General features: G+C 70.3%; 22 protein-coding genes. 16 read left to right on the top strand and 6 right to left on the bottom strand.

What is annotated here, in order from left to right; all coding sequences use genetic code 11:
* Positions 1-238 precede the first annotated feature (238 nt).
* From VLY81_RS13205 to xylB, 12 genes are all read left to right on the top strand, one after another.
* Positions 239-1516: an extracellular solute-binding protein gene (locus VLY81_RS13205; RefSeq protein WP_324668675.1), complete on the top strand. Its 1278-nt coding sequence runs from the start codon at positions 239-241 to the stop codon at positions 1514-1516.
* 40 nt (positions 1517-1556) lie between these two features.
* Entirely contained in the window at positions 1557-2453 is an 897-nt protein-coding gene (locus VLY81_RS13200) for a carbohydrate ABC transporter permease (protein WP_324668674.1), read from the top strand.
* A gap of 1 nt (position 2454) precedes the next feature.
* Positions 2455-3279: a carbohydrate ABC transporter permease gene (locus VLY81_RS13195; protein ID WP_324668673.1), complete on the top strand. Its 825-nt coding sequence runs from the start codon at positions 2455-2457 to the stop codon at positions 3277-3279.
* 128 nt (positions 3280-3407) lie between these two features.
* Positions 3408-5726: a glycoside hydrolase family 3 N-terminal domain-containing protein gene (locus VLY81_RS13190; RefSeq protein ID WP_405001385.1), complete on the top strand. Its 2319-nt coding sequence runs from the start codon at positions 3408-3410 to the stop codon at positions 5724-5726.
* 55 nt (positions 5727-5781) lie between these two features.
* A complete protein-coding gene (locus VLY81_RS13185) occupies positions 5782-6933 on the top strand; it encodes a TIM barrel protein (RefSeq protein WP_324668671.1) in 1152 nt (383 codons plus the stop codon).
* A 45-nt stretch (positions 6934-6978) separates the two neighbouring features.
* Positions 6979-8019, top strand: a complete 1041-nt coding sequence (locus tag VLY81_RS13180; RefSeq protein ID WP_324668670.1) for an ABC transporter permease — start codon at positions 6979-6981, stop codon at positions 8017-8019.
* A 56-nt stretch (positions 8020-8075) separates the two neighbouring features.
* A complete protein-coding gene (locus VLY81_RS13175) occupies positions 8076-9077 on the top strand; it encodes a sugar-binding protein (RefSeq protein ID WP_324668669.1) in 1002 nt (333 codons plus the stop codon).
* Between the two features lie 87 nt (positions 9078-9164).
* A complete protein-coding gene (locus VLY81_RS13170; RefSeq protein ID WP_324670425.1) occupies positions 9165-9932 on the top strand; it encodes an ATP-binding cassette domain-containing protein in 768 nt (255 codons plus the stop codon).
* Positions 9933-10024: 92 nt separating this feature from the next.
* Positions 10025-11038, top strand: a complete 1014-nt coding sequence (locus tag VLY81_RS13165; RefSeq protein ID WP_324668668.1) for a sugar-binding protein — start codon at positions 10025-10027, stop codon at positions 11036-11038.
* Positions 11039-11103: 65 nt separating this feature from the next.
* Positions 11104-12666: a sugar ABC transporter ATP-binding protein gene (locus VLY81_RS13160; RefSeq protein ID WP_324668667.1), complete on the top strand. Its 1563-nt coding sequence runs from the start codon at positions 11104-11106 to the stop codon at positions 12664-12666.
* Between the two features lie 6 nt (positions 12667-12672).
* Positions 12673-13653 carry an ABC transporter permease gene (locus VLY81_RS13155; protein ID WP_324668666.1) on the top strand — a complete coding sequence of 327 codons (981 nt, stop codon included), beginning with the start codon at positions 12673-12675 and terminating at the stop codon, positions 13651-13653.
* Positions 13654-13711: 58 nt separating this feature from the next.
* Positions 13712-15253 (top strand): xylulokinase, encoded by a 1542-nt coding sequence (gene xylB, locus VLY81_RS13150; RefSeq protein WP_324668665.1) that lies wholly within the window; start codon positions 13712-13714, stop codon positions 15251-15253.
* 57 nt (positions 15254-15310) lie between these two features.
* Here the strand turns inward: xylB and VLY81_RS13145 are convergent, their stop codons facing one another.
* The 5 genes from VLY81_RS13145 to VLY81_RS13125 form a co-directional block, all read right to left on the bottom strand.
* Positions 15311-16138, bottom strand: coding sequence for an SDR family oxidoreductase (locus VLY81_RS13145; protein WP_324668664.1), 828 nt, complete (start codon positions 16136-16138; stop codon positions 15311-15313).
* Positions 16108-17100 carry an RsmB/NOP family class I SAM-dependent RNA methyltransferase gene (locus VLY81_RS13140; protein WP_324668663.1) on the bottom strand — a complete coding sequence of 331 codons (993 nt, stop codon included), beginning with the start codon at positions 17098-17100 and terminating at the stop codon, positions 16108-16110. Before VLY81_RS13140 ends, VLY81_RS13145 begins: the two co-directional genes overlap by 31 nt.
* 120 nt (positions 17101-17220) lie before the next feature.
* Positions 17221-18000: a C-GCAxxG-C-C family protein gene (locus VLY81_RS13135; protein WP_324668662.1), complete on the bottom strand. Its 780-nt coding sequence runs from the start codon at positions 17998-18000 to the stop codon at positions 17221-17223.
* A 108-nt stretch (positions 18001-18108) separates the two neighbouring features.
* Positions 18109-19794 (bottom strand): glycerol-3-phosphate dehydrogenase/oxidase, encoded by a 1686-nt coding sequence (locus VLY81_RS13130; RefSeq protein ID WP_324668660.1) that lies wholly within the window; start codon positions 19792-19794, stop codon positions 18109-18111.
* Positions 19791-20360: a hypothetical protein gene (locus VLY81_RS13125; protein WP_324668659.1), complete on the bottom strand. Its 570-nt coding sequence runs from the start codon at positions 20358-20360 to the stop codon at positions 19791-19793. Before VLY81_RS13125 ends, VLY81_RS13130 begins: the two co-directional genes overlap by 4 nt.
* 105 nt (positions 20361-20465) lie before the next feature.
* Between VLY81_RS13125 and VLY81_RS13120 the strand changes: the two genes are divergently transcribed.
* A complete protein-coding gene (locus VLY81_RS13120) occupies positions 20466-21092 on the top strand; it encodes a glycerol-3-phosphate responsive antiterminator (RefSeq protein ID WP_324668657.1) in 627 nt (208 codons plus the stop codon).
* A gap of 12 nt (positions 21093-21104) precedes the next feature.
* On the opposite strand, the gene VLY81_RS13115 is transcribed toward VLY81_RS13120, so the two are convergent.
* A complete protein-coding gene (locus VLY81_RS13115) occupies positions 21105-21920 on the bottom strand; it encodes an HAD-IIA family hydrolase (protein ID WP_324668656.1) in 816 nt (271 codons plus the stop codon).
* A gap of 291 nt (positions 21921-22211) precedes the next feature.
* Here VLY81_RS13115 and VLY81_RS13110 point away from each other — a divergent pair, with 291 nt between their 5' ends.
* From VLY81_RS13110 to VLY81_RS13100, 3 genes are all read left to right on the top strand, one after another.
* A complete protein-coding gene (locus VLY81_RS13110) occupies positions 22212-23657 on the top strand; it encodes a sn-glycerol-1-phosphate dehydrogenase (protein ID WP_324668655.1) in 1446 nt (481 codons plus the stop codon).
* Between the two features lie 484 nt (positions 23658-24141).
* Positions 24142-25017: a carbohydrate ABC transporter permease gene (locus tag VLY81_RS13105; RefSeq protein ID WP_324668654.1), complete on the top strand. Its 876-nt coding sequence runs from the start codon at positions 24142-24144 to the stop codon at positions 25015-25017.
* Complete coding sequence (locus tag VLY81_RS13100; protein WP_324668653.1) at positions 25014-25844, top strand: carbohydrate ABC transporter permease; 831 nt, start codon at positions 25014-25016, stop codon at positions 25842-25844. The genes VLY81_RS13105 and VLY81_RS13100 overlap by 4 nt, the downstream gene beginning before the upstream one ends.
* The last annotated feature ends 43 nt before the right edge of the window (positions 25845-25887 follow it).

Raw genomic sequence — 25887 nt, 5'->3', positions numbered from 1 at the left:
CTCGGCCCGTATTGTATCGCGCCGCGAGGCCACAATCAATGCATGGCGGGCCGGCAGGAGGAAACCGGGTGCGGATGTCGTACTCGCGCGGCGAAAAGATGGTCTAACAGACCATCGAAGTTGCGGTCGTGGTCGGGACCGACTCGGTTGCGGGGGGTGAGAGGAGGCCATCGGAGGGCGCCGTTCGGTCGCGCGGAGTGAAGGGGCGCTCGTTGTCACGGATGGGGGGATCGGACCCATGCGCAGGGGTAGTCTCGCGGCCATCCTCGTACTCGGGATCGCGGTGGCGCTGGCGGCGTCGAGCGTGAGCCTGGCCGGGACCAGGCTGGTGTTGTGGCACATCCAGACGACGGATCCCACCCTCTCCATCATCGACGCCAGTGTCGCACGGTTTCGAGCCGCTCATCCCGGCGTCGAGGTCGAGGTCGTCCCGCTCCAAAACGACCCGTACAAGGTGAGGCTCGCCGTAGCGATGGGCGCCGGCGACCCGCCCGACGTCTTCATCAGCTGGGGTGGCGGACCGCTGGAGGAGTACGTCAAGGCGGGCAAGGTGGCGGACCTGACGCCCTTCCTGCTGAAGGACGACTACATCGATCGCTTCCCGCCGGCGGCCATGGGCCCCGTCACCTTCGGAGGCCGCTACTACGGCGTACCGGTGGAGAACGTCTCGCCCGCCTTCATCTGGTACAACCGCAACTTCTGGAACCGCTACGGCGTCAGCCCGCCCTCGACGTGGGACGACTTCCTGGCGGTGGCGGACAAGTTCAAGGGCGCCGGTGTCATCCCGGTCTCGCTGGCCAACCGCACGAAGTGGCCCGGCTCCATGTGGTACATGTACCTGGTGGATCGCATCGCCGGGGAGCAGGTCTTCCGCCGGGCCGTGGAGCGGACGGGCTCCTTTGCCGACCCGCCCTTCGTCAGGGCGGGCGAGGAGATCCAGCGCCTGGTCGATCTCGGCATCTTTCCCCCGGGCTTCAATGGGATCGACTGGGACACGGGCGGCAGCCGCATGCTGCTCTACTCGGGCCGGGCCGCCATGGAGCTGATGGGGAGCTGGCAGTACCAGATCGTCTATGGTGAGAATCCGGAATTCTTCGAGGATCTGGACTACTTCCCCTTCCCCACCTACCCGGGCGGCGTCGGCGATCCCACCAACCTCATCGGGACGCCCGGCGACAACTACTACTCCATCGCAGCGAGCTCGCCCAACAAGGAGCTGGCCTTCGAGCTGATCCAGTACCTCATCGACGACGTCGCGGTGAGCCGGCGCATCGCGGCCGGCAAGATCCCGCCGGTGGCGGGCGTGGAGAACCAGCTGACGGATCCCGTGCTGCGCCGGCTCTACATGGACTTCGCGAGGGCCAACCACATGCAGCTCTGGTATGACCAGTACCTGCCGCCCGAGCTCGGCGAGGTCCACAAGAACACGCTGCAGGCCGTCTTCGGCAAGACGATGACGCCGCAGCAGGCCGCCCAGGAGATGGAGGCGGCGGCCCGCAACTACTACGGGCGCTAGACGGCTACGGCCGCTACACGGCCAGCGGGGAGCGGGATCGATGGGGCGACTCGGAGGGCGTCGGGGCCAGCGGCACGTGGCGGCACTCTTCCTCCTGCCGGCGTCGCTGCTGTATCTGCTCTACGTCCTCGCCCCCATCCCGCTCTCCTTCTACTATTCGCTATTTCGTTGGGACGGGTTGACGACCGCCCGCTTCATCGGGGCGGGCAACTGGGCGGAGCTGGCCCGCGACGCGATCTTCTGGAAGTCCCTTGGCAACAACCTCAAGCTCGTGGCCCTGTCGGTGCTCATCCAGCTCCCGCTGGGGCTGGGGCTGGCCCTGCTTACGACGCAGAGAGGCCGCACCCGCAAGTGGGCCCAGGGTGCGCTCTTCGTGCCGATGATGCTCTCCTCGGTGGCCATCGGCATCCTGTGGAAGTACGTCTACGATCCCAACTTCGGGCTGCTCAACGGCTTGCTCGAGGTGGTGGGGCTCCCAGGGCTTCGGCGGGCCTGGCTCGGGGAGCCGGCCACCGCGCTGTACGCCGTCATCGCCACCGTCAGCTGGCAGTATACGCCCCTGTACATGCTGCTCTTCTCGGCGGGGCTCCTGGGGATCCCGTCGGAGCTGTACGAGGCGGCCGCCATCGACGGCGCGACGGGGCTCCAGAGCTTCCTTCACGTCACCCTGCCCATGCTGCGGGCCACGGCGGCCACGGCTCTGACGCTGGCGGTGGTGGGGTCGCTCAAGTACTTCGACCTCATCTACGTCATGACGGAGGGAGGCCCGCTCTACAGCACCGAGGTGATGGCGACGTACATGTACCGCAAGGCGTTTCACGAGTTTCGGATGGGATACGGCAGCACCGTGGCGGTGGCCATGTTCCTGGCGGCCGCCGCGGCGGCCGCGGCCATCCTGACCAGCGGCATCCGCCCTGGCCGCAAGGAGGGCCGCTGAGATGGCGCGGGTCGCCTCCTGGCTCGTGCGGTGGGGCCTGACGGCGCTCGCCGTCGTCGTGGCGGTCTACCCGTTGCTCTTCATGATCCAGACCAGCCTGCGCACGCAGATGGACTTCCTCGTCGGCGGCCTGTGGCGGGTGCCGACCGACCCCGTCTGGACCCACTACGCCAGCGTCTTGCGGGCCGGCTTCACCCGGTATCTGGCCAACACGGCCCTGGTGGCGAGCACCAGCGTGCTGGCCATCGCTGCCCTGGGGGCGATGGCGGCCTACGTGCTGGCGCGTTCTCGACTGTTCGGCCTGCGGCTGCTCTTCGTCCTCTTCGTGGCCGGCATGCTGATCCCGGTGCACATCACGCTGATCCCGGTCTACGTGCTCACCCGGGTGCTGGGGCTGTACGACAGCCTGTTGGGGCTCATCGGGCCGTACGTCGCGTTCAATCTGCCCGTCACCATCTTCATCCTGACGGGCTTCTTCCGTGACTTCCCGGCGGAGCTCGAGGAGGCCGCCGCCATCGACGGGTGCTCCCCCGCGCGGGCCTTCTGGTCGGTGGTGCTGCCGCTGTCGGGGCCGCCTCTGTTGACTGTCGTCATCTACAACCTGGTCATCTTGTGGAACGAGTTCATCTTCGCACTGGTGCTGACGTCGTCGCCGTCCCGCTGGATCCTGACGCTTGGCTTGTGGAACTTTCAAGGCCAGTACGGGCTCAACGTGCCGGCCATCATGGCCTCGGTGGCCCTCAGCGTGCTGCCGCTCATCGTGCTCTACCTGGTCGGCCAGGAGAAGGTGATGCGCGGCATGCTGGGGGGCGCGCTGAAGGGCTGACCCGGGAGCCGCACGCGAACACAGCAGGAGAGGGAGGTCTCGCGGTGGACAGCGGCGCTGCATCGCACCCCCGGTACCGGGATCCTTACCAGCCCATCGAGGCGAGGGTTGATGACCTGCTCGCCCGCATGACGCTGGAGGAGAAGGTGGCCCAGCTCGGCAGCGTCTGGGTCTTCGAGGTGGCGCCCGGCGGCCGCCTCTCCGAGGAGCTGGCCGGCCGCCGGCTGGCCCACGGCATCGGCCAGATCACTCGCATCGGGGGGGCCAGTGACGCTGACGCACGGGCCATCGCGGCGCTCGCCAACGTGCTCCAGCGCTACCTTGTCGAGCGGACGCGCCTCGGTATCCCGGCCATCGTGCACGAGGAGTGCTGCGCGGGGCTGATGGCGAGAGGGGCCACCGTCTTCCCCCAGATCATCGGGCTGGCCAGCACCTGGGAGCCGCGCCTGGCGCGGGCGATGGCGGCCCGCATCCGGCGGCAGATGCGCGCCGTGGGGGCCCATCAGGGGCTGGCGCCGGTGCTCGACGTGGCCCGAGACCCGCGGTGGGGCCGCATCGAGGAGACCTTCGGCGAGGACCCCTACCTGGCGTCGGTGATGGGCATCGCCTACGTGCAGGGCCTGCACGGCGATGACCTGCGCGAGGGCGTGGTGGCCACCGGCAAGCACTTCGTCGCCTACGGCGTGCCCGAGGGCGGCCTCAACTGGGCCCCCGCCCACGTGGGCCGTCGGGAGCTCCTCGAGGTGTTCCTGCCGCCGTTCGAGGCGGCCGTGCGCGAAGCCCGCCTGCGGTCCATCATGCCCGGATACCACGAGATCGACGGGGTACCGGTCTCGGCCGACCCGGAGCTCTTGACCGGGGTGTTGCGGGAGCAGTGGGGCTTCGACGGCATCGTGGTCTCCGATTACACGGCCATCGACAACCTGCGCGGGTATCACCGGGTCGCCACCGACAAGGCCGAGGCAGCGGTCCAGGCGCTGCTGGCCGGCATCGACGTGGAGCTGCCGAGCGTCGACTGCTACGGGGAGGCCCTGCTCGACGCCGTGAGACGGGGCCGGGTGCCGGTCCAAGCGGTGGACGAGGCCGTGCGGCGGGTGCTGACGGTCAAGTTCACCCTCGGCCTCTTCGACCACCCCTATGTCGATGAGGAGCGGGCGGCCGCCACCTTCGACATGCCGGAGGACCGTGCCCTCGCCCGGGAGATCGCCCGCCGCTCCATCGTGCTTCTCAAGAACGAGGGAGGGCTTCTGCCCCTGCCCCGGGACATCGGTCGGCTGGCGGTCATCGGGCCGGCGGCCCACAGCCGGCGCCTGCTCAACGGTGACTACCACTACCCGGCTCACGTCGACGTCTACCGGCAGATGGTGATGGTGCCGGGCGAGCAGCCGCCCTTCATGCCCCCGATGCCCCCGCCGGGCGCCGACCTCGAGCAGTGGGAGGCCGAGGCCTACCCGCGCCACTTCACGCCCTTCGTCACCATCCTGGAGGGCATCCGGGCCAGGGTGGGGCCCAGGACCCAGGTGACACATGCCCGGGGCTGCGACGTGACGGACCCCTCCACCGACGGCTTCGAGGCGGCCGTCCGGGCGGCCCGGGAGGCCGACGTGGCCGTCGTGGTGGTGGGGCACAAGTCGGGCTTGACCCGCGACTGCACCTGCGGGGAGTTCCGCGATGCCGCGGACTTGAGCCTGCCCGGCGTGCAGGCGCAGCTGGTGTGGGAGGTGCTGCGGACCGGCACGCCCACTGTCGTCGTGCTGGTCGGTGGCCGTCCCGTGGCACTGGGCGACATCGCCCGGACCGCGCCGGCCATCATGGCGGCCTGGATCCCGGGCGAGGAGGGCGGTCATGCGGTCGCGGAGGTGCTGCTGGGCGAGGCGGAGCCGGGCGGCAGGCTCCCGGTCAGCATCCCCCGCAAGGCCGGCCAGATCCCCGTCTTCTACGGCCACAAGCCCACGGGCGGGCGCTCGCAGGTGCTGGGCGACTACGTCGACGTCGAGGCCGGACCGCTCTATCCCTTCGGGCACGGGCTCACCTACACCACCTTCCGCTACGATGGGCTCGTCATCGTCCCCGAGGCCGTGCCGGCCGATGGCCAGGTCGAGGTGGCCTGCCAGGTGACCAACGTGGGCGAGCGGGCCGGCGACGAGGTGGTGCAGCTGTACGTGCGCGACGTCCAGGCGTCGGTCACCCGACCCGTCAAGGAGCTCAAGGGATTCGTGCGGCTGCACCTGCGACCTGGCGAGAGCCGGGAGGTCCGCTTCACCCTGGACCTCTGCCAGCTGGCCTTCTACGACCGCAAGTGGCGACGCGTCGTGGAGCCGGGCGAGGTCGAGGTGATGATCGGCGCCTCATCCCAGGACATCCGCCTCACGGGCCGCTTCGTCATCACGGGAGATCAAATCGTCGCGGAGCGCAAGGTCTTCATCACCCCCGTGACGGTCACGTGAACCCTCGACCCTCGAGGGCTCCATCATGCCACCATCGCGAGGAGGGAGACGTCGGATGGGCATCCGGGATCTCAGGGAACAGTCGGTGATACGCCGCGGGCAGGATCTGGTCGACTTCTTGCGGAGCCGGCCTCTCGAACCCCGCTACTCCGTCGGGGTGTGGTACTTCTCGCCCGCGGCCAGCCGCTTCCACGACCGCTACCAGCCGGCATCGTCCATCGAGGAGCGCCTGGAGCGCATCGCACGGCTCGCGCCGCTGGGGGTCGTCGGGGTGGAGGCGCACTACCCCAACGAGATCAACGAGGACAACCTGGAGACCTGGCAGCGCTTCTCCCGGGAGAGCGGCATCCGCATCGTGACGGTGGTGCCGCTGCTGTTCTGGGACGCGGACTTCGAGTTCGGCTCGCTCTCCTCGCCGATTGCGCAGAGGCGCAAGAAGGCCGTGGAGCGCACCATCAAGACGCTGGAGCTCAATCGTGAGCTCGGCACCGACTTCGCCGTGGTCTGGCCGGGCATCGACGGCTTCGAGCAGCCGTTCGGCGCCAATCTGGCCGATGCTCGGCGGCGGTTCGTCGACGGGCTGGTGGAGGCCATGGAGACGGTGCCCGGCGTGCGCATCGCCTTCGAGCCCAAGCCCTACGAGCCCAGGGGGCGCATCCTGTTCGGCACCACCGCCGAGGGGCTGTGGCTGTCTCACCTGGTCGAGTCCAAACTGCACCATCCCGAAAACCGTCGACTTTTGGAGCAGGGACATGCCCTGGTCTGCTTGAACCCCGAAGTCGGGCACATGATGATGGCCTACGAGGACCTGGCCTACAGCTTCAGCCTCGCCATGGAGGCGGGCCGGCTAGCCCACACCCACTGGAACGGCCAGCCCCTGGGTGGCTACGATCTGGACCTGCCCGTCGGCACCGTCTCGCCCGAGCAGCTGGAGTCGGCGCTGTACGCGCTCAAGATGCACGGCTACCGAGAGCTGTTTGGCCTGGACCTCAATCCGGAGCGAATGCCGCCGGAAGAGGCGGTCCGGATCTCCATCGAGGCCATCAACGCCGCTGCGGATCGCATCAACGAGCTGGACCACGAGGCCATCGTTTGGGCAGCGGAGCACCCCGACCGGGCGCGAGGCTGGATCGAGCGGTACCTGGTGCGGGTGCGGGCCCCGCATCCCGAGCGGTTGGAGCCGCTGCCGCGTCCGCCCATCAGCTGAGCGCGGGCCATCGGGCCCGATAGGCCAAGCCGAAGGAGGACGGGCGTGCAGCGAGAGGTGAGCTCCCAACATGAGCCGGCCTCGGTGACGCCAGCGGGCGTCGGCGAAGGAGCCTCCGTCACCCGTCGTACTCCGGTCGCCCGGAGCCTGTTGCGGGGCCAGGGGGTGTTGCTGGCCCTGGTCGTCATCATCGCGGCGACGGGGCTGGCCAATCCCCGGTTCTTCTCGCCCGTCAACCTCGAGACCGTCGGACGTCAGATCGCCATCTTCGGCCTGCTGGCCCTGGGCGAGACCTTCGTCATCCTGACGGGCGGCATCGACCTCAGCGTCGGATCGATGACGGCGCTGTCGGGCATCGTGGTGGCATGGTTCATCACCCGCCTCCCGGGCATCGGCCTGACCGGGGCGGTGGCGCTGACGCTCTTGCTGGGCGCCGCCGTCGGGGCGTGGCACGCGCTCTTCGTCACCCGGATGGGCGTGCCGCCGTTCGTCATCACGCTGGCCACCTTCGCTGCGGCCCGAGGCCTGGCGTCGGTCATCACGCGGGGATGGCCCATCAGCGGGTTGCCCGAGGGCTTCCGGGCGCTCTGGGAGAGCCGGGTGGCCGGGGTGCTGCCGATGCCGGTGGCCATCCTGCTGCTGGCGGTGCTGGCGGGGGAGCTAGTGCTGCGGAGGACCGCCTTCGGGGTGCACCTCTACGCCGTCGGGGGCCACATGGAGGCGGCCCGCCGGGCCGGCATCCACGTCAACCGGATACGCACCACCTGCTACGTCATCAGCTCCACCACCGCGGCCCTCGTCGGCATCCTCATCGCCTCCCGCCTCGGGCAGGGCAACCCCACCGTCGGCAATGTCTACGAGCTGTACGCCATCGCGGCCGCGGTCATCGGGGGGGTGAGCCTGTTCGGCGGCGAGGGCACCGCTTACGGCAGCCTCATCGGGGCCTCCATCATCTCCATCATCTGGAACGCCCTCGTCCTGTTGCGGGTCTCGGCTTACTGGCACGACGTGGCGGTGGGCGCGGTCATCGCCGCCGCGGTCACCTACGACATCTTCCGGCGTCGAGCCCTGGAGCGGGCTGGTTGAGTGATTCCCGCGGATGCCCGCGGGAAGGCGATCCCACGAAGGGGGAGGTCGATCGGATGCGTCGGGTCGGTGTCGGGTTGCTGGTCGCCGCCATGTTGCTGGCGGCCGTGGGCGTCGTATCGGCCGCGGAGCCCATCCGCATCGGGGTGCTGGGCAAGTCCGTTCATCCCTACTGGGACGTCGTCCGCAACGGCACCATGGCAGCCGCCGCGCTCTTCCCGGACGTGGAGGTGACGTTCTTCGTCCCCCAGACCGAGGACATCGGACGCCAGATCGACGTCATGGAATCGTGGATCGCGCAGGGTTTCGACGGGATCAGCGTAGCCCCGTCGGATCCGGCGGCGCTGGCGCCGGTGATTCGCCGGGCTCTGGAGGCGGGCATCCACGTCATCACCAACGACACCGATGCGCCGGGGACGGGGCGGCTGCTTTACCTGGGCACGGGCAACTACAACGCCGGCTTCGCGGCCGGTAAGGCCATGGCGGAGCTGCTGGGCGGCAGCGGCGAGGTGGCCATCTTGACGGGGTCGCTGACCGCGCTCAACTCCCTGGAGCGGATCCAGGGGTTCCGCGACGCGCTGCGAGGCACGGGGATCCGGATCGTGGAGCCGGTCCTTAACGACAACGAGGATACCTTCCGCGCCACGGATCTGGCCACGACGGCCATTCTCAACAACCCCGGCCTGCGGGGCATCTTCGGCGTCTACGCGGCCAGCACGACGGGGGCGGCGGAGGCCGTCAGGTCGACGCGCACCCAGGATCGGGTCGTGGTCGTCGGCTTCGATACGCTCGACTCCCATCTGGAGGCTCTGGAGAACGGTTACCTCGACGCGGTCGTAGGTCAGAAGCAGTACTTCATGGGCTACAACAGCGTCGTGCTGCTCTATCTGATGGCCAAGACGGGCCGTGACAACGTCCTGAGCCTCCTGCCGAGGACGGAGGATGGCGACATCTTCGTCGACACGGGCGTGGACGTGGTGACCCGCGACAACCTGCACGCCTACGTGCAGGAGCTCGATCGTCTCGGGATCCCCCACGCGTTCGTGCCGAGCCGGTGAGGGGGATGCGGGCAGGGGCGGCTGGCTGTCGGCCGTCCCTGCCCCTGCTCCATCCCGCCGCAACGAGGTGAGCGAGCCTTGGCGCCGGTGCGCGACGCTCCCCGGCTCGAGATGCGCGGCATCGTCAAGCGATTCGGTGCCGTGGTGGCCCTGGATGGGGTCGACTTCGAGGTTGGCGCGGGCGAGGTGATGGCCCTGCTCGGCGACAACGGCGCGGGCAAGTCGACCCTCATGAAGATCCTCGCGGGCGCCTACCTCGCCGACTCCGGGGAGATCCGGCTCGAGGGGCGGGAGGTGGTCATCCGTCAGCCCGAGGACGCCCGGCGTCTGGGCATCGAGATGATCTACCAGGACCTGGCTCTCTGCGAGAACATCGACGTGACCGCCAACGTCTTCTTGGGGCGCGAGCTGCGCCGCCGTGCCCTCGGAGGGCTCGTACGCACCCTGGACGGCTCGGCGATGACGCGGCGCACGGCGGAGTTGCTCGACAGCCTGGGGGTCTCAGCCGACATCGCCCGGCGCAAGGTACGGTACCTCAGCGGTGGCCAGCGCCAGTCCGTCGCCATCTGCCGGGCGCTGTTGGGTTCGCCCCGACTGGTGGTGATGGACGAGCCGACCGCCGCCCTGGGGATCGCCGAGGTGGCCAGGGTGCTGGAGCTCATACGCCGCCTCAAGGCACAGGGCGTCTCCGTGGTGCTCATCTCCCACCGGCTCCAGGATGTCTTCGAGGTGGCGGACCGGGCCACCGTGCTGCGCAACGGCCGTGTCGTCGGGGTGCGGCGCATCGCCGAGACCACACCCGACGAGATCACCGGGCTCATCGTCGGTGCGGGCGCCGCGCGGGCGGCGCGGTGAGGGGAGGGGGAGAGAGCGACCGCGTGAGTGCTGAACGCGAGCCTGGCAGGCGACGGTGCCATTGGGCCCATTGACGGAGAGGAGGACCGACCGTGAGGCGAGGCTGGTCCGCCGCGCTCGTCCTGTCGTTGGTGGTCGTCATGGCCCTGGGCGGCCACGTCGTGGCGGGGGTCAAGCCGCCCGGGAGCAAGCTCGTCTTCGCCTGGATCCCCAAGGCTCTCAACAACCCGGTCTTCGAACTGGGGCGGGATGGCGCCTTTCAGAAGGCTCGGGAGTTGACGGCACAGGGACCCTATACCGTCGAGGTCCTGTACGTGGGGTCGGTCGCCTCCGATGCAGCCGAACAGGTGCGTGTCATCGAAGACGTCATCGCCCGCGGCGTGGACGGGATCGCCCTGTCGGCCAATGACCCGACGGCCCTCAAGGACGTCATCGACAAGGCGGTGGCCGCCGGGATCCCCGTCATGACGTGGGACAGCGACTCCCCGGAAAGCAACCGCTTCACCTACCTCGGCGTCAACAACTACGAGGGCGGCAAGGCCGCCGCGGACCTCCTGGTGCGAGCCATGGGCACCCGGGGCAAGGTGGCCCTGCTCACGGGCGTGCCGGGTGCATTCAACCTGGAGGAGCGGATCCGCGGCTTTCGTGACGAGATCGCGAAGTACCCGGAGATCCAGATCGTGCGGACCGTCTACTGCAACGACGACATCAACCTGGGCGTGCAGGTAGTCGAGGAGACCATGCAGGCCTACCCGGATCTCAACGGATGGTTCTTCGTCGGGCTCTGGCCGCTCTTCGCCGAGCGCGGCTCCATGCCGCTGTGGGAGGCGGCGGCGCGGCGCGGGCTCAAGACGGTCGCCTTCGACACCCTCCCGGTAGAGCTCGAGTACCTGAAGGATGGCCTGCTCCACGGGCTGGTCGGCCAGAAGTACTGGGGCTGGGGGTACGACTCCGTTCAAATCCTCTATGACCACGTGGTACACGGCAAGACGTTCCCGGACTGGGTCGACTCGGGGATGGACCTGGTCACCGCCAGCAACGTGGACGCGATGATCCGGGCCTGGGAGACCAAGGACTTCACGCAGCCGCTCCCTCCGCCGTACTGAGGTCCGAAGCCGAAGGGGGGCGCCCGGACCCGGGGGCCCCCGGGTCACGACGGGAGCATGCCGGCATGGGTGAGGCAGGGGCCTCTTCTGGATTCTGGCTCGAGATGCGGGGGGTCTCCAAGCGGTTCCCGGGCGTCCAGGCGCTGGACCAGGTCGACCTGGAGGTAGCGCCGGGCGAAGTGGTAGGCCTGGTTGGCGAGAACGGGGCAGGCAAGTCGACCCTCCTCAAGATCTTGAGCGGAGCGTACCGGCGCGATGCAGGCGTGGTGCTCATCGAGGGTCGCCCGGTCGAGATCGCGGGGCCGGACCATGCCCGCGCGCTCGGGATCGCTACCATCTACCAGGAGTTCAATTTGGCACCCAATCGAGGGGCGGCCGCCAACGTCTTCCTGGGGCGGGAGCCCCGGCGACCCGGATGGCTGGGACGCCTCGGGCTCGTCGACTTCGCGGCCATGGTGCGCCGCACGGAAGCGGTCCTCCGCGAGCTCGGCGTTGCCATCGATCCCGTGGCACCCGTCGGGCGCCTGTCGGTCGCGCAGCGTCAGATGGTGGAGATCGGCCGCGCCCTCGCATTCGACGCCCGCCTGGTCGTCATGGACGAGCCGACGTCATCGTTGGGCCAGGAGGACGTGCGCAGGCTGCTCCAAATCGTGCGCAACCTGGCATCCCGCGGCATCGGGGTGATCTTCGTCAGCCACCGGCTCGAGGAGGTCCTCCAGGTGGCCGACCGCGTGGTGGTGTTACGGGACGGGCGCCGGGTGGGCGCGCTCTCGCGAGAGGAGGCGTCACCGCAGGCCCTGGTGCGGTTGATGGTGGGGCGGGAGATGCCTCAGACCGCTACGTTGCCGTCCGAGCCCCACGGTCCGGTCGGCAGCCAGCCGTTGCTGGAGGTGCGAGGCCTGACCCGGCGGGGCGTGGTGGAGGGCGTCGACTTCACGCTCTACCGGGGGGAGATCTTGGGGGTCGCTGGCCTGATGGGAGCGGGCCGCACCGAGATGGTGCGGCTGCTCTTCGGGGCGGACCGGGCGGATGGGGGCAGCGTGCTGCTGGAGGGCCGCCCGTTGACCATTCGGTCGCCGCGGCAGGCCATCGAGGCCGGTATCGTGCTGGTGCCGGAGGACCGCCAGCATCAGGGCCTCGTCCTCAAGATGAGCGTCGAGGAGAACATCGCCCTCCCCTCGCTGGGCAAACTGGCGAGCCTGGGCGGCTTTCGCCTCGATCGACGGCGGCTCGCTTCGCTGGCCGACCACCAGGTCAGGCGGTTGAAGATCCGTACGCCCGGCCTGTCGCAGCGGGTGGCGTACCTGTCGGGGGGCAACCAGCAGAAGGTGGTGCTGGCCCGGTGGCTGGCCCAGGAGCCACGGGTCCTGATCCTGGATGAGCCGACGCGGGGCATCGACGTGGGAGCCAAGGCCGAGGTGCACGATCTGATTCGTTCCCTGGCCGGACGCGGCATCGGGATCATCCTGGTCTCCTCGGAGCTGCCGGAGATCCTGGCGCTGAGCCACCGGATCCTCGTCATGTGGCGGGGCCGGGTCGCCGGGACCCTGCCGCGAGAGGAGGCCACACCCGAGCGGATCATGTGGCTCGCGACCGGCCAGGAGGTTGCCGTCTCTCGGAAGGGGTAACGCGCCATGGAGCCCTCCGTCCAGGCCAACGTCACCGGCCCCAGGAGGGGCATCGCCTTCGTGCGCATGCAAGAGCTCGGGATCCTCGCCATCCTCCTGGTCATGTCCGTGCTGTTGGCCCTGCGGGCGCCGCAGTTCCTGACGAGCACCAACATCTTCAACGTGTTGCGGGCCTTCTCGTGGATCGCCATCTCGGCCTTCGGCGTCGCCATGGTCATCATCACGGCGGGCATCGACCTGTCCGTGGGATCGGTCATGGCCGTCGCGGGGCTGGCCTCGGCGATGGCCCTGCAGGCCGGGCGCTCGACGGCCGAGGCCGTGCTGGTGGGCCTGATGACCGGGTGGCTGGTGGGCGCGCTCAACGGGGGCCTCGTCGCCTGGGGCCGCCTGCCTCCCTTCATCGCCACCCTCGGCACGATGAGCATCGCGCGAGGGTTCGCCTACGGGCTGACGGGGGGATGGCCCGTCCGGGGCTTGCCGGCTTCCTTCAACCGGCTCGGGCAGTACGACATCCCGGTGGGGCCGTGGCTCATCCCCCTGCCCGTCGTCATCATGGTGGCGCTGGCGATCCTGTGTCACCTCTTCCTGACGCGGACCGTCTGGGGCTACCGCATTTACGCGGTCGGCGGCAACGAGCAGGCGGCCGCCCTCGCCGGCATCGACGTGCGGCGGATCAAGCTGCTGGTCTACTCTCTCAGCGGCGTGTTGAGCGCGGTCGGAGGCATCCTCATGACCGCCCGTCTCGGCGTGGCGGCGCCCACGGCCGCCCTGGGCTACGAGCTCGACGTCATCGCGGCGGCCGTCATCGGCGGAACGAGCCTGATGGGCGGCGAGGGGAGCATCCTGGGGGTGCTCATCGGGGCAGCCATCATGCAGGTCATCCGAAACGGGCTGGTGCTGATGGGCTTTCCGGCCTACTGGCAACCTGCAGCCATCGGCGCGGTCATCATCGTGGCCATCATGATCGATCAGCTGCGGAGGCGGTAGGCATGGCAGCGAGGGCTGCCTGCCGCCGAGACGACCGGACGGGGTGGGGGTCGGCACTATGCTGCGATACGTGATCGGGGTCGACGTCGGGACGACGGGAGCCAAGACGCTGCTGGTCGACGAGCGGGGGCGTGTGGCGGCCGGCGCGTTCGACGAATATCCCCTGCTGGTGCCGAGACCCGGCTGGGCGGAGCAGGAGCCCGACGCGTGGTACGAGGCCACCATCCACGGGATCCGCAAGGTGGTGGCGCAGGCGGGGATCCGGCCGGACCAGGTGGCGGCCCTCAGTCTCTCCGGGCAGATGCACGGCTCGGTCTTCGTGGACCGAAGTGGCCAGGTGATCCGTCGCCCCCTGCTCTGGTGCGACGTGCGCACGGCCGAGGAGGTGCGCGCCATCAACGAGGCCGTGGGCCGCCAGCGCATGGTCGCCATCGCGGGCAGCCCGGCCATGGAAGGGTTCACCGCCCCCAAGGTGCTGTGGCTGCGCCGCCACGAGCCGGCCCACTTCGACCGGATCGCCTCGGTCCTGTTGCCCAAGGATTACGTGCGCTTCCGCCTCACCGGCGAACTGGCGACCGAGGTGTCGGACGCGGCAGGATCGGCGATGTTCGACGTGGAGCGGGGCGTCTGGGCGCCGGAGGTGCTGGAGGTGGTGGGGTTGCGCCCCGACCAGCTACCGCGGGTGCTGCGCTCCGTCGACGTGGCTGGCGGCCTCACCCGCGCAGCCGCCGAGGCCAGCGGGCTGCCCCCGGGCACACCCGTGGTGGCGGGGGGCGCGGACAACGCATGCGGCGCGGTGGGCGCCGGCGTGGTGCGGCCGGGCCGGGCCCACGTCAGCATCGGCTCGTCCGGGGTCCTGGTCACCTTCGCCGCCACCCCGAGCCGGGACGGCGGTGGGCGGGTCCATACGTTCAACCACGCCGTGCCGGGCGCCTGGTACGTGATGGGCGTCATGCTGGCAGCAGGTCTGAGCCTGCGCTGGGTGCGGGACCACCTGGGCCAGGCCGAACGGGCGGTCGCGGAGCTGACGGGGATGGATGCCTATGACCTGCTGACCAGGGAGGCGGCCATCAGTCCGCCCGGAGCCCGGGGGTTGTGGTTCTTGCCCTATCTCAACGGCGAGCGCACGCCGCACGCCGACCCGTACGCTCGGGGCGTCTGGTTCGGGCTGAGCGCCGCGCACAGCCGGGCCGACCTGATCCGCTCCGTGCTCGAAGGGGTGGCCTTCGGGCTGCGCGACAGCCTCGAAGTCTTCCGGGAGATGGGGATCGAGGTGAAGGAGCTGCGAGCCATCGGCGGGGGAGGCAAGAGCCCTCTGTGGCGGCGGGTCCTGGCCGACGTGCTCGGCGTGCCCATCGCCCGGCTCAACGTCGACGAAGGGCCAGCCTACGGGGCGGCGCTGCTGGCCGGTGCTGGCGTCGGGATATGGCCCAACGTGGCCGAAGCCTCCGACGCGTCCGTCACGCCGGTCGAGACCGTGGAGCCCGGCGAGGCCTCTGACGACTATCGAGCCCGCTATCGCATCTTCCGGTCGCTGTACGCCGCCTTGAAGGAGTCTTTCCGAGAGGCGGCGGCCATATCGGAGGCGACCAACCCGTAGGGCGGCCGGCGCCTGGCCGGCATGCGGGGCCGCGGCCAGGCGCCGGAGCATCACGTCTCAGGACAGGTGGCGCATGGCGGCCGTCGTACCCCCGTCGACCCGCAGGTCGCACCCGGTGATGTACGAGGCGCCCTCGCCGACCAGGAACTCAACCGCCGACGCGATCTCGTCGGGCTCGCCGATGCGGGCGAGGGGCGTGAGGCGCACCATCTGAGCCATCTGCGGCTGCACCTTGAACTCCTGCTCGGCCATGGGCGTGCGGATGATGCCGGGCGACAACGAGACGATGCGGGCGCCCTGTCTGCCCCAGGCCGCCGCCTCCCGCTCGACCAGCCGGATGACGGCCTGCTTGGCCCACCCGTAGGCGAGGCTGGGTGCGTCGGGCCTTCCCTCGAAGTGGGGGGCGATGCGCTCCAGGAAGCCCTCGGCCAGCGGGGCGTCGAGGGCCTCCATGAGCTCGGGCGGCGCCGGGGGCTGCAGGTGACCGGCGATGGAGCTGATGCAGACGGCCACCGAGCCCGGGCGCGCGAGCGGCCGGAAGGCCTCGATCAGCAGGGCCGTGCCGACCAGGTCCACCTCCATGACGCGCCGCCAGCTGGCCATGGTGGGCGACAGCCCGGCCGTGTGGACGAGCGCGGCCAGGGGCCCGAGCCCGGCCGCGGCCTCCGCCAGGGCCCGCACCGCCGCCGGGTCGGCCACGTCCGCCACGCGGGTCTCTACCTGGATGCCGCTCGCCGAGAGCTCCGCGGCCACCTCGGCCAGTCGCCTCTCCGCCACGTCCGACAACAACACCCGCCCCCGGCGGCCCAGCCGGCGGGCGCAAGCGATCCCCATCCCTCCGGCTCCACCCGTGATCACGTAGACGGCCGACTGCTCGCCTGCCATGGCTCTCCTCCTTCTCGCACCCGTAGCTTGCACACGAAGAAGCCCTCCATGGTCGGGGAGGGCGGGATCCGCACCGCGAGGCGCAACGAGGGGTGCAACGACACCCCACCGACCTCCGTGAGACCCTCCCAGCGGCCGGGCACGTCCAACGCGACGGGCAGCACCTCGAGGGCCTCGCCATAGCGCTTCAACGCCCAGTCGACGACCCCTTCGTTCTCGTCGGGGTTGAGGGTACACGTCGCATAGACGACCACGCCGCCAGGACGGGTGGCCCGCAGGGCACTGGCCAGCAATCGGCGCTGGAGCGCCACCATGCGGCGTACGAGTTTCTCGGACCAGTGCCGGTGGGTGCGGGGATCGCCCTCCACGAAGCGTCCCTCCCCGCTGCACGGGGCGTCCAGCAGCACCCGGTCGAAGACCGGGCCCAGCCTCCCCCCGACTCGGCGCCCGTCGTGCACGCTCACCTCGGCGATGGTGACGCCCTGCCGGGACAGGTTGAAGCGCAAGCGCTCGGCTCTCACCGGGTTGGCGTCGTTGGCCAGGATGTAGCCGCGGTTGTCCATCATGGCTGCCATCTGAGTCGTCTTGCTGCCGGGGGCCGCCGCCAGGTCCAGCACGCGCTCGCCGGGCTGCGGCGCCAGCACCAGGGGCGGTAGCATGCTCGAGAGGCTTTGGAGGTAGAAGAGGCCCTGCTCGTACCCGGGCAAGGCCGCCAGATCCCGCTCCCGCGCATCCTTGACCACCAGGGCCTCGGGGTGCCAGGCCACGCGGTCCACCTTGATGCGGGCCTGCCGCAGGTGCGCCATCAGCGAGCGGACGTCGGTCTTGAGGGCATTGACCCGGAGCGTGACAGGGCGAGGACGGCGCATGCCGGCCAGGATCTGCTCTGCCCGTGCTGGGGGAAAGGCGGCGTACAGGCGCTCCACGAAGGCGTCGGGGAGCCGGGGAGACCGCTTCGTCATGGTCGGGTGAGGCCCTCCCTCCCCAACCTTAGCCGCGACCGTGGCGGGGAGGAAGGGACCGATGGGGCCGGCCCTGCCCCGGCGAGCAGGGAGCGGCCCCGCATCCTCGGCCGGTCTCGGTCACGTATGGGGGGTGTGGCAGTCGACGCACTCCATCTTGCCCAGGGTGTCGCTCATGCCCGCCGCGCCGTGGCAGTCGAGGCAGCCTGCCGTCTCCGGAGAGAGGGCGAAGGCCGGGGCGAAGGTGCCCCGGTGATAGGCGTTGAGCAGGCGGGTGGCCTGGGCGGCCACGTCGCCGGTGAGGCGCGCGCACCGCTCCTTGCGCTCCTGGGAGTCCTCCCGCGCCCTGGCCGCGGCGCACCACTTGCTGACCGAGACGTGGCACAGCGGCGATCCGGCTACGCTGGTGGTGAGAGCTCCCTGCCCCACCGGCCGGTAGATGGGAAAGGCGGTCTGCGTGTACCAGCCGGTCAGCTCACCGAGGATCTGGCTGTGCGCCTCCTTGGGGGTCACCAGGGCCACGGCCGCACCGGCGCCGTTGAGCGCGCCGCACAGGGTCCCCCACCCGGCGAAGCCGCCCGCGCCGTAGCGAAACATGTCGAGCGGCACCAGCGTGTAGGGGTGGCCGATGACCTGGGCCAGCTGCCCGATGATGGCCTTGGCGGCGCCATACATGCAGCCGCCCTGCCAGTAACCCTCGTAGCCGGCTTGCGCCACGGTATCGGGATCCAGGGGGCGGTAGGGCCATGGCCAGGGCGGGACCCCGGTGGCACCAGCCACCGAAGGCCTGCCGAACAGCGCTGCGAGCGCCGCGCCTGCCGCGAAGGCGCCCGTGCCGACCAGGAGATCGCGCCGCGACACGGGCAGGGCATCCAGTGCCCGGACGGGCTCGGGGGTCATTCGAGAAGCACCTCCATCACGAATGATGTGCGCGTGCCCACAAGCACAAATTCGCCCGCCGTCGTCCGCGTCCTGCCCCCCCCCGCTCGCCTGGATGAGGGTGCCGTCTCATGGGGCGGCGACGCGTGAGCCGGCACGGTACCGCTCGAGCTCGGCCTCCATCCGGTCGGCGGGCCACTCGAGGGCCCTCGCCATCAGTGCCGCCACGGAGCGCGCCGCCTGCTCCCCTGCCCGAGGCTCGAGGAGCGCCAGCCGCAGGCGCCGCACCATCATGTCCTCCAGGTGGACCGGCATGGTGACGTGGCAGGCGTAGACCACCTCCGCCCCGATGCAGGGGACATCGGGAGCAAGGGGTTGCGCCAGGGACGGGTCATCGTGGATCAGTGCCAGGATGCGCTCCATCTCGGAGCCATACCGGCGCAGCAGGCGACCGGCCAGCTCCGGCGAGAGCCCCGCCCGCACCGCGTCGCGCACGAGCATGGGCCACGATCCGGGCGACTGGGCCCCTACCAAGGGGAGCCGGGCAGTGCGGCAGGGACCGACAGCGCGGACGGAGCCGTCCGCCGACGTCCCGTCCTCCCGGGCGACGAGGTCGACGACGTCCTGGGCCATCTGGCGGTACGTGGTCAGCTTGCCGCCGATGATGCTCACGAAGCCCGGCTCGTGCCGCACCACCGCATGGCGTCGGGAGATATCGGCGGAGCGCCCGCCGCTGCTCACCAGGGGCCGCAAGCCGGCGTACGCCGCCACGAGATCGCCGGGCTCAAGCTCGACGTGGAGGAAGCGCCGGGCGTGGCGGAGCAGGTACGCCACGTCGTCGTCGGTCACCGGGGGGTCCTCCATGCTGCCGGCGTAGGGCGTGTCGGTGGTGCCCAGGATGGCCCGTCCCTCCCACGGTACGACGAAGGCCAGGCGCCCATCTTCGGTCTCGGGCAGCACCAGCGCCGCATCGCCCAGGCCCACCAGCTCCCGGGGCAGCACCAGGTGGACACCCTTGCTCAGCGTCAGCTCGATGGCACCGCCGGCGCCGGCGAGCCGCGCCACCTCCCCGGCCCAGACGCCCGTCGCGTTGACCACCCACCTGGCGCGGACGCGGAGACGCTCTCCGCTGACCTGGTCTTGTACCTCGACCCCGCTCACCCGGCCGCCCTCGCGCACCAGGGCGGTTGCACGAGCGTAGTTGATGCAGAGGGCCCCGTGGGCCGCGGCTGTCCGCAGCACCGCCACCGTCAGGCGAGCATCGTCGGTTTGGGCATCGTAATAGAGCGAGGCCCGGCGCAAGCCGTCCCGGCGCAGGTGGGGGAAGAGGTGCAACGCCTCCGCGACGCTCACCGGGCGGTGACGCATCAGCACCATCCGACCCGCCAGCCGGTCGTAGAGCCAGAGGCCCATGTTCATGGCCAGCGGCAGCAGCGGCTGCCCGGGTGAGGGCAGCCGGATGCCGAGGGGACGCCGCAGGCCCTGGTAGAACGGCACGAGAAACGGCAGGGGACGCACGAGATGCGGCGCGTTGGCCACCAGGCGGGCCCGCTCGACGAGGGCCTCCCGCACCAGCGAGAAGTCCAGCTGGGGAAGATACCGGATGCCGCCGTGGACCAGCTTGGTCGAGCGGCCGCTGGTGCCGCTGGCGAAGTCGGCTTGCTCCACGAGCCCCACCCGATAGCCCCGAGACGCCGCGTCCAGGGCCACGCCGGCGCCCGTGATGCCCCCGCCGATGACGAGGATGTCGAGGTCGCGCTCCGCCATCGCCCGAAGCGTCGAGAGGCGTTGGCTGGCCGACAGGTCGGCGTTCATCGCACCGCGCTCCCTTCGGTCGACTCCATCGATGCCTGCATGACGGGTTCGCCCCGCCGCAGGACCAGCACGCGTCGCACGGGCAGATCCCTCTGGGAGAGGGGGACGCTCAGGACCCACCGTCGCTGCGCCGTCATGAGGGTGAGCGCGCCCAGGGGGACCGGGCTGCCGTCGGCCCGGTAGGCGACGACCGTGTACTCCGGTGCCGAGGGAGCCGAGTCCGGGCTTTCGGGCAGACCCATGGCCAGGATGCGCAGCTCCGCTCCGGAGCCCGTGACGCCCACACCCACGGCCCCCACGGCACCACCGGCGCCTCCCAGGTCGACCAGGGGCGCCAGCGTGAGCCGGTCGGTCGCCCCATCGCTGGATAGAGCGTAGGCCAGTTGCATCATCACGTAGGGGAGGCGGACCTCCGGCGCCGCGGCGGTCGGGATGTCGGTCTGCCGCTGACGCGCCACGACCCAGCCCAGCGACAGCGTCAGGGTGACGAGGGCGAGGTAGCCGAGCACCTGCCCCGTGATCAGGCGGCGGGGCCTCAGACGCAAGCCCGGAGTGAGGCGGCTCATGCCAAGAGCCCTCCTCGTCGACGGTGTCGCTCGAGGGCGCTGGGACGATCCCGTCGGGGTAACGGCGACTCTCCGGGGAAGGGGCCCGGGCTCCCGCACCGAAACGTGAGCCGGCGAGGGAGCGACATGCCTGTAAACACCCATCGACCCACCGACCAGCGGCCATCGTGGCTCGAGGTGGTCCGTCGCACCCGGATCATCGCCGCCGTCCGCGGCGCCGACGACCTGGCCGGCCTGGAGCGCACCGACGTCGGCGTCGTCTTCGTCCTCAACTGCACCATCTTCGAGCTGCGGGCCATTGCCCAGACGTGCCGCCACCTGGGTCGGTACACCTTCGCCCATCTGGATCTGGTGGAGGGGGTGGGCAAGGACGCCGCCGGCGTGGAGCTGCTGGCCCGGGAGGTGGGGGTGGACGGCATCATCACCACGCGCAGCGCGCTGATCCGAGACGCGCGGCGCGTGGGGTTGCTGGCCATCCAGCGAGTCTTCCTGCTGGATTCGGCGTCGCTATCCACTGCCGTCTCCGTCGTCCGGGGCACCCGGCCCGACGCCGTGGAGATCATGCCGGCCCTCATCGTGCCCGCCATCCAGGCTCGCATCCCATTTCGTGAACTGCCTCCCGTCATCGCCGGAGGGCTCGTGCAGAGCCCGGACGAGCTGCGGTACGTCCTCTCGAGCCCCGTCGTCGCGGTCTCGACCAGCGCTGCCGGGCTCTGGTCTCTGCGCCCCTGAAGCCACGCCACCCTACGGCCTCACCAGCTGATCGATGCTGTCCAACACCAGATCCGGCCGCCACGGCTCGGGTGCCGAGGCGACGAGGTCCGGGCCCGTCACGCCGGTCAGCACCAGGACGGCCGTCAGACCGGCTCGGCGCGCCATGGCCATGTCCGTCTCCAGCCGGTCCCCCACCATGACCGTCTCGTGGGGCTGCGTGCCCAGCCGCGCCAGGGCGGCCTCCACGACCAGGGGCGACGGCTTGCCCCCCACCCACTCGAGCCGGCGGCCCGAGGAGGCCTCCAGCGCAGCGATGACCGCCCCGGCGTCCGGCACGTCGCCGCCCTCGACGGGGCAGGTGCGATCCGGGTTGGTGGCGACGAGGCGGGCGCCTCGGCGCAGCGCCTGGTGCGCGTCGTTGAGCTTCTCCCAGGTCAGGGTCCGGTCGAAGGCCGCCACCACGAAGTCGACGCGCCAGCCCACCGCCGCCGGGTCCTGCACCACGGGCACGCCGGCCCGGCGCAGCTCCTCGATGAGGGGCGGCTCGCCCAGGACGAAGGCGGTGGCGCCTGGATGTCGCGTCGCGAGGGCGCGGGCCAGCACGGCGGAGGAGTGGATGACGTCCTCCGGCGCCGTGGGGATGCCCAACCGCGTCAGCTTGGCGGCGTAGGACTCTCGGCTCTCCAGGGGCTTGTTGGAGAGGAAGACCACGCGCCGGCCCGAGGCCCGCAGCGTGGCCACCACCCGGTCGGCTCCCGGGATCAGCCGCTCGCCCAGGTAGACGGTGCCGTCGAGATCGAAGATGTACCCCCGGTAGGCCTGCCACTCGAAGCTCGCCTGTGCCAAGTCGCCTGCCCTCCGCCCCAGACCCCTTTGCCCGGCGTCATCGGCGCCCTACCCCAAACGCGCCAAGCCCCTGCGGCAGGCACGAGGGGCCTGCAGGCGCAGGGGCTCTCTCCGTGACTCCGGCCTGCGCAGTCGTGATGCCGGATCTCGTGCTTCCGACACCGCCGATGGGTACGTCGCGGGCCCCCCCGATTCCTGCCTCGACGCCGGCAGGGACGCATGGAGGAAGGGAGAGGGCCCCGTCGAAGCCGGCCGGCGGTCCTTATCCGTCGCCTGGAGGCGTGACGAGTCATGGTCTGGACGGCTGACCGACGTCTTCCCGAGCCCATCGACGCGCTGCTGCGGGGCGAGGAGGTGACGCAGGCGCGGTTGGCCTGCTCGTGTGGCCGCGAGCACTCGGTGGGGCTGCGTCGCATCGTCCATCGCCCGGGGGCCCTCGCCACCCTACCACAGCTGCTCGACGGGCTGGGGGCCGGATCGGTGTGGGTCGTGGCCGATGAGCGGACCGACGAGGCGGCGGGCCGGCGGGTGCGTACGCTGCTGGCACGTACCAACCGTCGGGTGACGGCGTCGGTGCTCCCGGCGGAGCCGCCTCCGCACCCCGACGAGCCAGCGCTGGGCCGGCTGCTGCTCGACCTCCCGGAGCCGGGGGTCGTGCTGGTGGCGGTCGGCGCAGGCACCATCACCGATCTGGCCCGCTTCGTCGCGTCCCGCCTGCGCGTCCCCATGGTGGCCGTCCCCACGGCGGCCAGCGTCGACGGCTTTACGTCCTCCGTGGCCGCCATGATCGTGGACGGGGTGCGGGTGACCTACTCCTCCTCGCCTCCCGTGGCGGTGGTTGCCGACCCGGAGGTGTACGTACGGGCCCCTGCCCGATTGACGGCATCGGGCTGGGCCGAGCTGGCCGGCAAGTGGACGACCCTGGCCGACTGGGTGCTGAGTGCCGGGCTCAACGACGAGTACCTCTGTCCGGTGGCTGTGGGGATGGTGGAGGCAGCGGCCGAGCCCATCCGCCAGGCGGTGTCGACCAACGGCCAGGAGCGGGGGGCCGTAGCGTGGCGGTCCCCCGAGGCGGTCCAGGCCCTCATGGACGGGCTGCTCCGGGTGGGCGTCGCCATGCTGATGATGGGCAACTCCCGGCCCGCCTCGGGATCCGAGCACCACCTGGCCCACTACTGGGAGATGCGAGATCTCCTCGAGGGGCGTCAACCCTCCCTGCACGGCGAGCGGGTCGGGGTCGCCTCGGCCCTGGTGCAGCGCATCTACCGGACGCTCCTGGCGACGCAGCCGTCGAGCTGGCCCGAGCCCGCACCCGTCGACGTCGCCGACCACGAGCGGTGGGTGCGCCAGGGCTTCGGGCGTGTGGCTGCGACGCTCCTGGAGGAGCAGCGTGCCTGGGCCGACGGCCCGTGGCGCCTCTTCGGCCGGGGTCGGCAGGATCTCGCCGCGCGCCGTGCGCAAATCGAGCGCCGATGGGACCGGGTAGTGGCGTCGGTGCAGCCGTACCTGCTGGACCCCGAGCGGTTGGCGGCCGCCCTGCACGACGCAGGTGCCCCCTCTTCCTGGAGAGCCATAGGGCTGGCTCCCGAGCTGGTGGCCACGTCCCTGGTGGCGGCTCCGGAGGTGCGTCCTCGCTACACCGTGCTGCATCTCATGCGGGAGCTGGGGATGGTCGGCCCTGACCCGGGTGCCCCGGGCGACTGGGTGTCCCGGTGGATGGAAGCAGGAAATCGCTAACGATTGTCGAAACGAGCGCCACACCAGGCTGGGGCTGGAGAGACGGAGTGGCCCCGCCCCGTCGGCCGGTCGCGCGTGGCCGGCGGGGCGGGGTTTCTGTTATGGAGGTCATGTCTCGCCCCGAAGGAGGAGCGTCTTTGACCATACGCATGCATCCGAGTGCCTCGAAGGCGGCCGCCCTGATGGTGCTCTTCCTCATCTATCAGCGGCGGTTCGTGGAGAGCTTCATGTCGGCGGGGCTCAAGGGGTAACGGCTCGGGAGAGGAGAGGGCTCCGCCGCGTCGAACTTGCCTCCGTGCCACCAGGGGGCCGGAGATCGGGAGAGGCCTCGTCCTGGATGGGAGCGCATCTTTCCCGCGTCCGGGACGGGGCCTTCGTGTGTGAGTCCCAACCGAAGGGGGTTCGAAGGGTGCCTGGCGGCACAGCGCCGCGGCCAGCTGTCTCCACGCCGTCGCCGCGGCCGACCCGGCGACGGACGAGCCCGATGTGGAAGGAGATGCGGCGGCTGGGCGAGGCGTCGCTGTATCTCCTGCCATCTCTCGCCATCTTCACGGCCTTCGTCTTCGTGCCGCTCGCGCGCACGATAGGGCTCAGTCTTTATGCAACCGATCCCATCGGCCGGCCCGCCGTCTTCGTCGGCCTGGGCCAGTACCTCCGGCTGGCCTCGCCCACCTTCCTCAACAGCGTCCAGGTGACCTTCCTGTTCGTGCTGTACGTGGTGCCGGCCACGCTGTTGCTGGCGCTGGCGCTGGCCGTGCTGGGCAATCTGCGCCTGCGGCGGATCGGCATCTTCCGGGGGCTCTTCTCCTCCAGCATCGCGGTGTCGGGGGCCACGGCCTCGGTCATCTTCTTGCTGATGTACAATCCCGCCATCGGCCCCCTCAACTACCTGCTCGAGAGCCTGGGGTTGCCGACGCTGCGCTGGCACACCGACGCCTCCACGGCCCTGTTGTCGGTGGCCCTCACCACCATATGGCTGCAGCTGGGGCTCAACACCATCATCCTGCTGGCCGGCATGCAGGGCATCCCGGAGGAGTACTACGAGAGCGCGGCGCTGGACGGGGCAGGCTTCCTGACGACGCTGGTGCGCATCACGCTGCCGCTGGTCTCGCCGACGCTCTTCTTCCTGGCGGTGGTCGACGTGCTGGCTGCGTTTCAGACCTTCGCACCCTTCGAGATCATGACCAAGGGCGGCCCCATCGACTCCACCAACACCATGGTCTACTCCATCTACCGGGAGTTCTACTTCAACGGCCAGTACGGCTTCGCGGCCGCGCAGTCGGTGGTGCTCTTCATCGTGATGCTGCTGCTGACCATCCTGCAGTTCCGGGTGCTGGAGTGGAGGGTGTTCTACCAGTGAGGCGGGCGATCGGGCGGCGCATCCGGGTCGTCCTGTCGTATGCCGTCCTGACGGCGACCGCGGCCGTGGTCGTCTTTCCTCTCTACTACGCCGTGGCCACCAGCCTGCTCAGCCCGGTGGAGGCGTCCAGCTACCCGCCACGCCTCGTCCCGCTCCAGCCCCGCTTCCAAAACTTCGCGCAGGCCATGCGGCAGGCGCCCCTGGCCCGGTACCTCTTCAACAGCGTGGTGCAGAGCTCGCTGGTGACGGTGGGGCAGCTGGCCACCGCCAGCCTGGCGGCCTTCGCGTTCGCCTTCCTGACCTTCAGGGGGCGTCACCTGCTTTTCCTGGTCTTCCTATCCACCATGATGATCCCGTGGGAGGCCACCATCATCCCCAACTACCTGCTGGTGCGCTCCATCGGGTGGTCCGACTCCTTCGCCGGGCTGACGGTGCCCTTCGTCGCCACGGCTTTCGGCACGTTCCTGCTGCGCCAGTTCTTCCTGAGCATCCCGCGGGATCTCTACGATGCGGCCACCATCGACGGATGCGGCAACTTCCGCTTCCTGACCACCATCGCCTTGCCACTGGCGAGGCCGGCCCTGGGCACGCTGGCCGTCTACAGCTTCTTGCAGACGTACAACCAGTATCTGTGGCCGCTCTTGATCACCAGCAACCCGGCCATGCGCACCGTCCAGATCGGGATCGCCGTCCTGCGGGACGAAGAGCGGTTTGCCCTCAACATCGTGATGGCCGGCGTGGTCATCGTGCTGCTCCCGACCTTCTTGCTCTTCATGCTGGGCAACCGTCAGCTGATCCGTGGCCTGACGGCCGGGGCGTTCAAGTAGCCGCCGGCGGCCCACAGGCCGGCACGAGCCCGTCGAGGGGGTG

This window comes from Limnochorda sp. LNt (assembly GCF_035593265.1).
GTDB classification, from domain to species: domain Bacteria; phylum Bacillota; class Limnochordia; order Limnochordales; family Geochordaceae; genus Geochorda; species Geochorda subterranea.
This window is presented reverse-complemented; position numbering and strand designations above follow the sequence as displayed.

Bases quoted from the DNA above. Each gene is read 5' to 3' on its own strand.
- VLY81_RS13205 (WP_324668675.1), top strand. From the start codon at position 239: ATGCGCAGGGGTAGTCTCGCGGCCATCCTCGTACTCGGGATCGCGGTG.
- VLY81_RS13200 (WP_324668674.1), top strand. From the start codon at position 1,557: ATGGGGCGACTCGGAGGGCGTCGGGGCCAGCGGCACGTGGCGGCACTC.
- VLY81_RS13195 (WP_324668673.1), top strand. From the start codon at position 2,455: ATGGCGCGGGTCGCCTCCTGGCTCGTGCGGTGGGGCCTGACGGCGCTC.
- VLY81_RS13190 (WP_405001385.1), top strand. From the start codon at position 3,408: ATGACGCTGGAGGAGAAGGTGGCCCAGCTCGGCAGCGTCTGGGTCTTC.
- VLY81_RS13185 (WP_324668671.1), top strand. From the start codon at position 5,782: ATGGGCATCCGGGATCTCAGGGAACAGTCGGTGATACGCCGCGGGCAG.
- VLY81_RS13175 (WP_324668669.1), top strand. From the start codon at position 8,076: ATGCGTCGGGTCGGTGTCGGGTTGCTGGTCGCCGCCATGTTGCTGGCG.
- VLY81_RS13160 (WP_324668667.1), top strand. From the start codon at position 11,104: ATGGGTGAGGCAGGGGCCTCTTCTGGATTCTGGCTCGAGATGCGGGGG.
- VLY81_RS13155 (WP_324668666.1), top strand. From the start codon at position 12,673: ATGGAGCCCTCCGTCCAGGCCAACGTCACCGGCCCCAGGAGGGGCATC.
- xylB (WP_324668665.1), top strand. From the start codon at position 13,712: ATGCTGCGATACGTGATCGGGGTCGACGTCGGGACGACGGGAGCCAAG.
- VLY81_RS13145 (WP_324668664.1), bottom strand. From the start codon at position 16,138: ATGGCAGGCGAGCAGTCGGCCGTCTACGTGATCACGGGTGGAGCCGGA.
- VLY81_RS13140 (WP_324668663.1), bottom strand. From the start codon at position 17,100: ATGACGAAGCGGTCTCCCCGGCTCCCCGACGCCTTCGTGGAGCGCCTG.
- VLY81_RS13135 (WP_324668662.1), bottom strand. From the start codon at position 18,000: ATGACCCCCGAGCCCGTCCGGGCACTGGATGCCCTGCCCGTGTCGCGG.
- VLY81_RS13130 (WP_324668660.1), bottom strand. From the start codon at position 19,794: ATGAACGCCGACCTGTCGGCCAGCCAACGCCTCTCGACGCTTCGGGCG.
- VLY81_RS13125 (WP_324668659.1), bottom strand. From the start codon at position 20,360: ATGAGCCGCCTCACTCCGGGCTTGCGTCTGAGGCCCCGCCGCCTGATC.
- VLY81_RS13110 (WP_324668655.1), top strand. From the start codon at position 22,212: ATGGTCTGGACGGCTGACCGACGTCTTCCCGAGCCCATCGACGCGCTG.
- VLY81_RS13105 (WP_324668654.1), top strand. From the start codon at position 24,142: ATGTGGAAGGAGATGCGGCGGCTGGGCGAGGCGTCGCTGTATCTCCTG.